The organism is Vibrio sp. V08_P9A1T1 (assembly GCF_963874405.1).
Lineage (GTDB): Bacteria > Pseudomonadota > Gammaproteobacteria > Enterobacterales > Vibrionaceae > Vibrio > Vibrio anguillarum.
Genome location: NZ_CAWNIB010000051.1, coordinates 1 through 8,616, shown reverse-complemented (window position 1 = coordinate 8,616; position 8,616 = coordinate 1). Strand labels below are relative to the sequence as shown.

Sequence of the window (8,616 nt, the reverse complement as noted above, 5' to 3'; positions counted from 1 at the left end):
TGATAAGAGACAGTATTAATGCTTGATGAGCCGACTCGGGGTATTGATGTCGGAGCAAAGTTTGAAATTTATCAATTGATATTGGAATTAGCGAAAAAGAATAAAGGGATTATTATTATCTCTTCCGAAATGCCAGAGTTGTTAGGCATTACCGATAGAATATTGGTGATGAGTAATGGCCGAGCTGCGGGAATCGTTAATACTAAAGACACTTCACAGAATGAAATATTAGAGCTGGCCTCTCGTTACCTTTAGGGAAATTATTATGGATTCAGTTAAAACATTTGCAATGAAGCACCTAAAGGAAGGTGCGATCTATGCGGTTCTATTTATTCTTCTGGCAATTATTATTATTCAGGAGCCATCATTTTTAAGTTTACGCAACTTTAGTAATATATTAACGCAATCTTCAGTGCGCGTTATTATTGCATTGGGTGTGGCGGGGCTGATTGTAACGCAAGGAACCGACCTTTCTGCTGGACGTCAAGTGGGTTTAGCCGCTGTAATTTCGGCAACACTTTTACAATCAATTGATAACGTCAACAAAGTATTCCCCAGCATTGGTGACGTGCCGATTGTGGCTGTGATTCTTTGTGTGTGCGCGATCGGCGCGATCATCGGTTTAGTGAACGGTGTGATTGTTGCTTATTTAAAAGTAACGCCGTTTATCGCCACATTAGGCACCATGATCATCGTCTACGGGATTAACTCTCTCTACTACGATTCGGTGGGTGCATCTCCAATAGCAGGTTTTGATGAGCGTTTCTCTTCATTCACTCAAGGTTTTATTCGATTTGGGGATTTTAGGTTTTCGTACATAACCTTCTACGCCATTATCGCGATTATCTTTACATGGATTTTGTGGAATAAGACCGTTTTTGGTAAGAACATTTTCGCGGTCGGTGGTAACCCAGAAGCTGCAAAAGTTTCTGGTGTTAATGTGCCACTGACGCTACTGAAAGTGTATGCTTTATCGGGTGTGTTCTATGCGTTTGGCGGTATGTTGGAAGCTGGCCGTATCGGCAGTGCGACCAATAACCTTGGCTTCCTGTACGAGTTGGATGCGATTGCAGCCTGTGTTGTGGGTGGCGTGTCATTTGCTGGCGGTGTCGGAAGCATTGCGGGTGTGGTCACGGGTGTGCTTATCTTCACTGTGATCAACTATGGCATGACCTACATTGGCGTGAGCCCTTACTGGCAGTACATCATTAAAGGCGGCATTATTATTTTCGCTGTCGCGTTGGACTCAATGAAGTACGCGAATAAGAAATAACCGCCTAAGAGCAAAAATACAATTTTCGATATTTAATCGCCGAAAATTGTCGAAATAAAATAAACAAAGAGCGCCTTTATCGGCGCTCTTTTGCTATTGCCCAGTAGGAAGCGTACGTTTTTCAAAATAGCGCACAATCTCCTCGATCAATATTTTGATACGTGACGGTTGGTGATCACGATTGGGATAGAGCAGATGCAAGTCCGATCCTGTGGCCAAATTGTGCGCTAAAAGTAATAAGGCCACAGAATAAACATCCATGTGAATGCTGAAAATATCAACGCGATCAGTACGGCAGCTGAACCGATGTCTTTGGCGCGGCCACTGAGTTCGTGCCATTCGTTACCGATGCGGTCAACCACGGCTTCCACGGCGGAATTCATCAACTCCACAATCACAACTAAGACTAAGCAACCAATCATCATGATTTGCTCAATTTTAGTGACAGGCAAAAAGAAAGTAATGGTAATCAACAAAATTGAAGTGACAGTTTCTTGTCGAATAGCGGCTTCGTTTAGCCACGCGGCTTTCAGCCCTTGTATTGAATAACCTGTGGCATAAAACAGACGCTTTATACCCGTACGACCTGGTTTCATAAAATGAACAACCTAATAATGAATAACTATGACAATGGGTATGAGTGAATTACGTGTAGACGTAAAATAGCCTTCGCCCCGCACCCTCATGTTAAAAAAGAGAATCAATGACGTCAGTTCACTGATTCTCTTAAGTGGCCCGATATTAAACGCCCACCACGGGTAGTACAAGAGTAAAGCAAGCGCCTCCGAACACACTTTTAGCCACCGATACTTGGCCGTTGTGGCGTAAAACGATCTGTTTGACGATGGCCAAGCCTAATCCGAAGCCTGATTGTCGCTCTCCACGTGAGAGATCCGCGCTGTAAAAAGCATCAAAAATGAATGGCCAGTGCTGTGGGTCAATCCCTTCTCCATCATCATGGATATCAATTTGCACTGCTTGACCTGCGTTGAGCACGGAGGTTTCAACGGCTATTTTGCTTTTGGCGTATTTCTGAGCATTACCCAATAAATTATCCAGAGCTCTTTTGAGAAGGTATGGATCGACTTGTAAAGTGGCGACTTGTGCTAATGGCAGCAACTGGATTTCGACTACGCTGTTGCTGCGCCATTTATCTAGTATTGGTTCGAGCCAGTAATTGAGCTGAATTGTCTGCATATTGAGTTCGTTTTCTGGCCTTTCAACTTTCGCGTAGTAAAGAAGTTCATCGACCATCGTTTCCATCTCTTCGGTATCTTCGATGATACTGGCGACTTTCGCCGCTTGTTTTGGTGTCAGAGATTCATCGGCCAACATTTCTGCTTGCCATTGGATCCGAAAGATAGGGGTGCGTAACTCATGAGCCACGGCATTACTCAGCGCTTTATTGCTGAGCACCAAAGCGGAAATTTTGCTCGCCATGTAGTTAAAGCTTTTGTTTAAAGAGCCGACTTTATCGCCGCTTTTGATGGAGGCGCGAGCGGTCAGATCACCAGCGGCAAAGGCTAAGGTCACTTTTTCCAATTCACGCACTCGCCGACTGATGAACCAGATCAGCAACACACAGTACAGTGCAAAACCGACGACAAGCAGCAAAAGTGAGAGATTATCTGCGAAGAAAATGGCTTGCCTCAGTGGTGATTCTTCATCGGGTTTAAAGCTGTAAATTGGTGAGGTGGACGTAAGGCGCAGCCATAAAAAACGGTCATCATCGTAGTAGGTGTAGGCATTGGGGGCGGTGGTAAAGAAAAACGCTCGCACATCTGAGGGTAAGGTCTTTTCAGTATGCGTCTCTATCAGTTGTCGTGTTTTATCGGCATATTCTTTTAGTACATTTAAGGTGTTGGCTTCACCTTCATGCTGATAAATACGAGTGACCAAGTCATGAAATGCTTCAGCTTGATAATCTTCAAGTACGTAATCGTAGTCAGTACCAAGCTGGTAAACGACCAGTTCAATGGTAATGAGTGTCGCTAAAAAAAAGAGCAATAAACCAACAAAAGATTCAACGTAGATACGACGCATACAGGTTTCTTCTAAAATACGTGGTCATTACCACGTGTCTGGTACAAAAAGGTATCCTTTCCCTCGGACCGTAATAATGCGTTTCGGTGTGGAAGAATCATCACCGAGTTTTTTACGCAAAATGACAATCTTGTTATCGACGGTTCTGTCAAGCCCATCGTATTCAATCCCGCGTAACGCTTTGGTTAATACATCCCGTGATAGGACTTGATCTGGTGTTGATGCCAGTAGCCACAGCAAGTCGAATTCGCTGTCGGTCATCGCTACGGCCTCACCATTCATTTCACACAGATGTCGAGATTGATTGAGAGACAAGGCCCCAAATTCAAGCACGGTTTTCGCGGTTTGAATTGGCTCGTTGTCGACTCTGCGCAGTAGCATACGCATTCTTGCAAGCAAGACGCGTGGTTTAATCGGCTTTGTCACAAAATCATCGGCACCAATTTCCAGTGCTGCAACGTGATCAAAATCGTCATCACTGGCGGTTAGCATCAATATCTTACCGTTGTACATAGGACGGATCTGTCTACAAATTGTCAGCCCATCTTCACCGGGTAGCATTAAATCCAGTAACACGATATCTGGTTGTTGCTCTAAAATGACCGCGCTCGCTTTGGCACCTTCAGCAAGGGCAATGACGCTAATATCTTGACTTTCAAAGTATTCTGTTAACATTTCTCTGAGTTTTAGATCATCTTCAACGATGATTAAAGAGTGTCTATCCGTCATGGAGACTCCTAGATAGGTACGATGAACGACATGACAATCGCTGACATTGGAAAAATTTGAAGTGCATAGTAAAGCAAAGACCCAGCATTTTCGCTAGGTCTTTGTATGGTTGGATGAGTTTCTATTGATACAATCTCTTGTTATTCAACGGCTTTGGTCGGTGAAGAGCGAAGTTTGTTCGCCAGCATCACCACAAGTGGACTAGTCAACATTACGACTGCAAGCACGGTAAACACGAAAGTGATCGGACGTTCCCACAAGAAGCTTAACTCCCCATCGCTGATCATCAACGCGCGGCGAAGGTTCTCTTCCATTAATCCACCCAAAATAAAGCCAAGCAGCAGTGGTGCCAGCGGGAAGTTGGCTAACCGTAGAGCAATCGCCCCCATCGCGACGATCAACATTACGTAAACATCCATAGTGTTAAACGAAACCAAATAAACACCGGTGATTGAGAAGAACAAAATCATCGGCAGCAATACGGTTCTCGGTACCGCCAATAGCCTTGAAATATAAGGAATAAGTGGCAAGTTAAGGATGATCAGTACAATATTACCGAGATACATTGAGATGATGACAGACCAAAAGACATCAGGGTGATCAACAAATAAACGAGGGCCAGGTTGAATGCCGTAAGAGAGCAGGGCTCCAAGCATGATCGCTGTGGTGCCAGAGCCGGGAATGCCGAGTGTCAACAGCGGAACAAAAGATCCGCTAGAGGCGGCGTTATTGGCTGACTCTGGTGCAACAAGCCCACGCAAAGACCCTTTACCGAACTCTTCTTTTTTATCTTTGGGCGCTAAGCTGCGCTCCATACCATAACTCAAAAATGCGGCGATGGTTGCGCCAGCGCCGGGCAACACGCCGGTGAAAAAACCTAAAATGGAAGCACGAATTGAAACGGGAGCCGCTTCTTTAAATTCTGCTTTGGTGATTTTCATACTGCCCAAGTTGCTGATTTTATTCTGTTCATCTGTACGCGTGTCGTTTTCTGGTTTTAAAATACCCATTAATGTCTCGCCTAAAGCGAATGTCGCCATCGCCAGCAAGAGGAAGCTAAAACCGTCCATTAAATCAGTTAAGCCAAAGGTAAAACGTTCCACACCTACGCCTTTATCAATACCAACGGTAGAGAGCATCAAGCCAAGAACAACCATCATCCATGCTTTAAGGACTTGTCCTTTGCCAGCAAAGGCGGCGACCGCCGATAGACCGAGTAGCATCAACGCAAAATAGTCAGAGGATTGAAAACTCAGTGACACGCTGGCCAGTGCAGGCGCTGCGACCAAGAGCATAATCGCTGACAAGGTTCCGCCTGTAAAAGAGGCGTAAGCGGCGATGGCTAACGCTTTACCAGCTTGGCCTTTTTGCGCCATGGGGTAGCCATCAAACGCGGTGACCACGGTTGCTGAGCATCCGGGAGCATTAATCAAAATGGAGGAAGTGGAGCCGCCAAAAATAGCGCCGTAATAAACGCCGGCCATTAAAATCAAACCTGAAGATGGTTCAAGACCATAGGTGATCGGAATCATCAACGCGATGGCCGAAATAGGGCCAAGCCCGGGCAACATGCCGATAAAAGTACCGACGAAACAGCCCACAATCACCATGAAGATGTTCATTGGCATCATGGCGGTAGAAAGCCCTTGTAAAATTCCATCTAACATAATCAGTTCCTACCAGAGTGTGAAAATAACGCCGGGCTCAAGGTAGATGTCCAAACCTTGAGTAAGCAGCAGATAAAACGCGATGACAAAGGGAAAAGAAGCACCAAATAACACTGATTTGCGTCTTTCACCCAAAATATAAAAGCCAGCGAGTAGAAAGAAACTGGTGGCCAGTACGAAGCCTAAATAGGTTAGGCCAAGTCCGTACAGCGCCATCAACACTAAAAAACCAATCAACAATTTCCAGTTGAAGTGCAATACCGCGCCGCTTTGTTTATCGTGCTGCCCTAACACCAGCATCAACAAAGAGAGGCCAATTCCAGCGTAAGTCAGCAGAGTCGGCAAGGTTTGGGCGTTAAACGGTTCATATTCATCACCGGGAAACATCGGTATTTGAGTCGTTTGATAGCCGTAGCAAAGGCTAAGAACAAGGAAGATCAACGCGCCAACGCGATCGCGGCACAGTAAATATTCTTTGCTGAAAAATTTGGTTGGCAGATCCGACATATCCAACTCCATGGTAGAAATAGGGGAGAAAAGAGCCGTGTAGCAGCGAGTTAATGAATTGATTAACTAAGGGCAAAGGGATAGGTATATGAAGGTTTTCCTATCCATATTTGCCTGATAAACAAAGGAGTATTGAGCATAACTGCACACGGCAAAAGTGTTGCTAGCGGGGACAAGGCAAGGAACTGTCCCCTTAGCGACCTTACTTCAGGAAACCGAGCTCACGCATCAGATCACCCATCTCTTTTTCTTGGGCTTCTAAGAAGGCGTAAAACTCTTTATCCGCTTGATAGTTATCGATCCAACCATTACGGTCGCGTACCACTTTCCATTCATCGGTGGTGTACATTTTCGCTAATGCTGCGTTCCACTGATCAATCTTCTCTTGGCTGATCCCAGGGGCTGCGAAGAAGCCGCGCCAGTTAGCAAAGACGGTTGGGTTGCCATAGTCAGTTAATGTTGGAATATTCGGGGCAGATTCCAAACGTTTAGGGGCGGTGATCGCCAAAATTTTCACTTGGCCAGACTTGGACATTTCAAGCACTTCACCTAAGCCTGTTGAAAGCAGTTGTGTTTCACCAGAAAGCAGTGCCGCCATGGCTTTGCCACCCGCGTCATAGGCGATGTAGCGAACTTCTTTTGGATCCAACCCTTGCCCTTTGAAAGCGGCTGCGGCGACTAAGTGATCCATACTGCCACGAGCAGAACCGCCAGCGACTTTGACTTTACGCGGGTTGTCTTTGAAATCGGCAACCGCATCTTCCCACGTTTTGTATTTTGAATCGCCCGCAGCAACGATAGCGCCATAATCAGAAACGGTGGCGGCAATCGGTGTTAAATCGCGGAAGGATTGTGGAAAAACACCGGATAAAGAACGAACAACAATCGGTGTAGAGTTGACCATCAAGGTATCTTCTTGGCGGTCTGCGGTTTCAATTAGGTGTGCAATCGCTTTACCACCACCACCACCGGATAAGTTTTGGTAAGACACATTGCCGACAATGTCGGTTTTCATCAGTACATCACCTGTACCACGAGCCGTCATGTCCCAACCACCACCCGCGCCACCGGGTACTAAAATGTGAAGTTTCTCAATATCAGCGGCGAAGCTGCTAATAGAAAAGGTTGCAGCCAGAATGGATGCAGTGAGGGTTGGTTTGAACTGCTTAAACATATTCACGTTCCTTATGTAGGGCGCATCTTCATCTTTACCTTGGAGCGTTTGTGACTGAATGCTACAGGCGGAGATAGGGTGCTTATCGTTGTTATCATGACTGCATCAATGATCCAATGCAGATACGTTAAGTTAATAACCTGTTACAGGTTTGTCTCTAATGCGTAGATAAAAACAATATAGGGCATAAAAACGTTTTTGTTCATAAAGTTCACGGCGTTATTTTGCTGCGTTGTGTGACGAGTCTTCGTTAGCGTCTTGTCTCACTATCTACGAGCAGTAATCGAGTGTTATTCATTGCAAATTGCGCGGCTAAGGCGTCATTACCTTGTTGAAGTAAGGTCGTGATACTGGGCAGCAGTAAGAAAAAGATCAAAGGTTCGGGATATTGGGCTTGCCATTGATGGCGCTCATCTAACACATGCCCTTCGAAGTAGACGGTGAGTACCACACTGTCCGATGAAAAGTGCGATCCATGGAACCGCCCTAAAGTATGCGTCGAGCCCCATATTGAACTCAGTGGTCGCTCCGATGTGCTTTTAAGATAGAGATCAACCGCTACACTTTGCGATTGAGAACCTTGCGGTTGAGAATGTCGATGAACCGTTAAACGCTCACCCGAATACTTGCCTTGCTGGAAAGGCAAATAACCTAAGTTGTTCGGTGTTACACGGCCATCGTTTGCACACATTTGAACCGAATCGGGCATTTGCTGGCTGCTGTACAATTCACAAGCAAATTGAGCAACAAGTTGCTGTACTGCGCTTTGAAATAAGCGAGCATCAAATGAGTGTTCTTGCTCAAGGTGTAAATTTAATTCAGGAAAAACAATAGGTAACTGGCTTGTTAGCGCGTTGAGGTCATTGATCGTAACCGATTGATTCTGCTCTATTGCCGTGCGAATAATATTTGGGTTGTCTGCCAATGAAAGATCATCTTCAGAATAGATCGCCTCACTCAGTAGTGGGTAGCTGCGCGGATTTTTCGGTTTACTGTTGTAAGCAATGCATCCAGATAAGAGCAACGAGCAGGCGAGAGCGTAACCAAAAGGAGAGTGCGTGATTCTCTTGCAAAGATTCATAAGTGATGGCCGTGTCATCGGTAATGGGTTGCACTGCTTATTCTATCTGCGAAATCGACACTTTTCTCTTTTCAAGCTCACAGAGTTTTATCTTCTTCTGGTTCAAATTTAATCATTAAGTTTCTTATACATTAGTCTAATG

At 45.3% G+C, this 8,616-nt stretch carries 8 protein-coding genes and 1 pseudogene; 2 read left to right on the top strand and 7 right to left on the bottom strand.

Translation table 11 applies throughout. The features are described 5' to 3' along the window. Window positions 1–12 precede the first annotated feature (12 nt). Both AACT21_RS02965 and mglC read left to right on the top strand, forming a co-directional pair. Window positions 13–255 (top strand): annotated as a pseudogene (locus AACT21_RS02965) (sugar ABC transporter ATP-binding protein); the annotation flags it as partial. A gap of 10 nt (window positions 256–265) precedes the next feature. Next, complete coding sequence (gene mglC / locus AACT21_RS02960) at window positions 266–1,273, top strand: galactose/methyl galactoside ABC transporter permease MglC (protein ID WP_013856962.1); 1,008 nt, start codon at window positions 266–268, stop codon at window positions 1,271–1,273. 227 nt (window positions 1,274–1,500) lie between these two features. On the opposite strand, the gene AACT21_RS02955 is transcribed toward mglC, so the two are convergent. The 7 genes from AACT21_RS02955 to AACT21_RS02925 form a co-directional block, all read right to left on the bottom strand. Next, window positions 1,501–1,869, bottom strand: coding sequence for a diacylglycerol kinase (locus AACT21_RS02955; RefSeq protein WP_094149310.1), 369 nt, complete (start codon window positions 1,867–1,869; stop codon window positions 1,501–1,503). A 145-nt stretch (window positions 1,870–2,014) separates the two neighbouring features. Next, window positions 2,015–3,316, bottom strand: a complete 1,302-nt coding sequence (locus AACT21_RS02950) for an ATP-binding protein (protein WP_094164605.1) — start codon at window positions 3,314–3,316, stop codon at window positions 2,015–2,017. A gap of 27 nt (window positions 3,317–3,343) precedes the next feature. After that, on the bottom strand, window positions 3,344–4,045 hold the full coding sequence (locus AACT21_RS02945; RefSeq protein WP_013856957.1) for a response regulator: 702 nt from the start codon (window positions 4,043–4,045) through the stop codon (window positions 3,344–3,346). A gap of 140 nt (window positions 4,046–4,185) precedes the next feature. Further along, window positions 4,186–5,712, bottom strand: coding sequence for a tripartite tricarboxylate transporter permease (locus AACT21_RS02940; RefSeq protein ID WP_017046152.1), 1,527 nt, complete (start codon window positions 5,710–5,712; stop codon window positions 4,186–4,188). Window positions 5,713–5,721: 9 nt separating this feature from the next. Further along, entirely contained in the window at window positions 5,722–6,219 is a 498-nt protein-coding gene (locus tag AACT21_RS02935) for a tripartite tricarboxylate transporter TctB family protein (RefSeq protein ID WP_176428337.1), read from the bottom strand. Between the two features lie 202 nt (window positions 6,220–6,421). Next, window positions 6,422–7,393 (bottom strand): tripartite tricarboxylate transporter substrate binding protein, encoded by a 972-nt coding sequence (locus AACT21_RS02930; protein ID WP_047689163.1) that lies wholly within the window; start codon window positions 7,391–7,393, stop codon window positions 6,422–6,424. Window positions 7,394–7,643: 250 nt separating this feature from the next. Continuing rightward, on the bottom strand, window positions 7,644–8,474 hold the full coding sequence (locus AACT21_RS02925; protein ID WP_094164604.1) for a hypothetical protein: 831 nt from the start codon (window positions 8,472–8,474) through the stop codon (window positions 7,644–7,646). Window positions 8,475–8,616 lie beyond the last annotated feature (142 nt).

What these genes read in the sequence shown, in the direction of transcription:
- mglC (WP_013856962.1), top strand. Translation starts at nt 266, where the DNA reads ATGGATTCAGTTAAAACATTTGCAATGAAGCACCTAAAGGAAGGTGCG.
- AACT21_RS02955 (WP_094149310.1), bottom strand. Translation starts at nt 1,869, where the DNA reads ATGAAACCAGGTCGTACGGGTATAAAGCGTCTGTTTTATGCCACAGGT.
- AACT21_RS02950 (WP_094164605.1), bottom strand. Translation starts at nt 3,316, where the DNA reads ATGCGTCGTATCTACGTTGAATCTTTTGTTGGTTTATTGCTCTTTTTT.
- AACT21_RS02945 (WP_013856957.1), bottom strand. Translation starts at nt 4,045, where the DNA reads ATGACGGATAGACACTCTTTAATCATCGTTGAAGATGATCTAAAACTC.
- AACT21_RS02940 (WP_017046152.1), bottom strand. Translation starts at nt 5,712, where the DNA reads ATGTTAGATGGAATTTTACAAGGGCTTTCTACCGCCATGATGCCAATG.
- AACT21_RS02935 (WP_176428337.1), bottom strand. Translation starts at nt 6,219, where the DNA reads ATGTCGGATCTGCCAACCAAATTTTTCAGCAAAGAATATTTACTGTGC.
- AACT21_RS02930 (WP_047689163.1), bottom strand. Translation starts at nt 7,393, where the DNA reads ATGTTTAAGCAGTTCAAACCAACCCTCACTGCATCCATTCTGGCTGCA.
- AACT21_RS02925 (WP_094164604.1), bottom strand. Translation starts at nt 8,474, where the DNA reads ATGAATCTTTGCAAGAGAATCACGCACTCTCCTTTTGGTTACGCTCTC.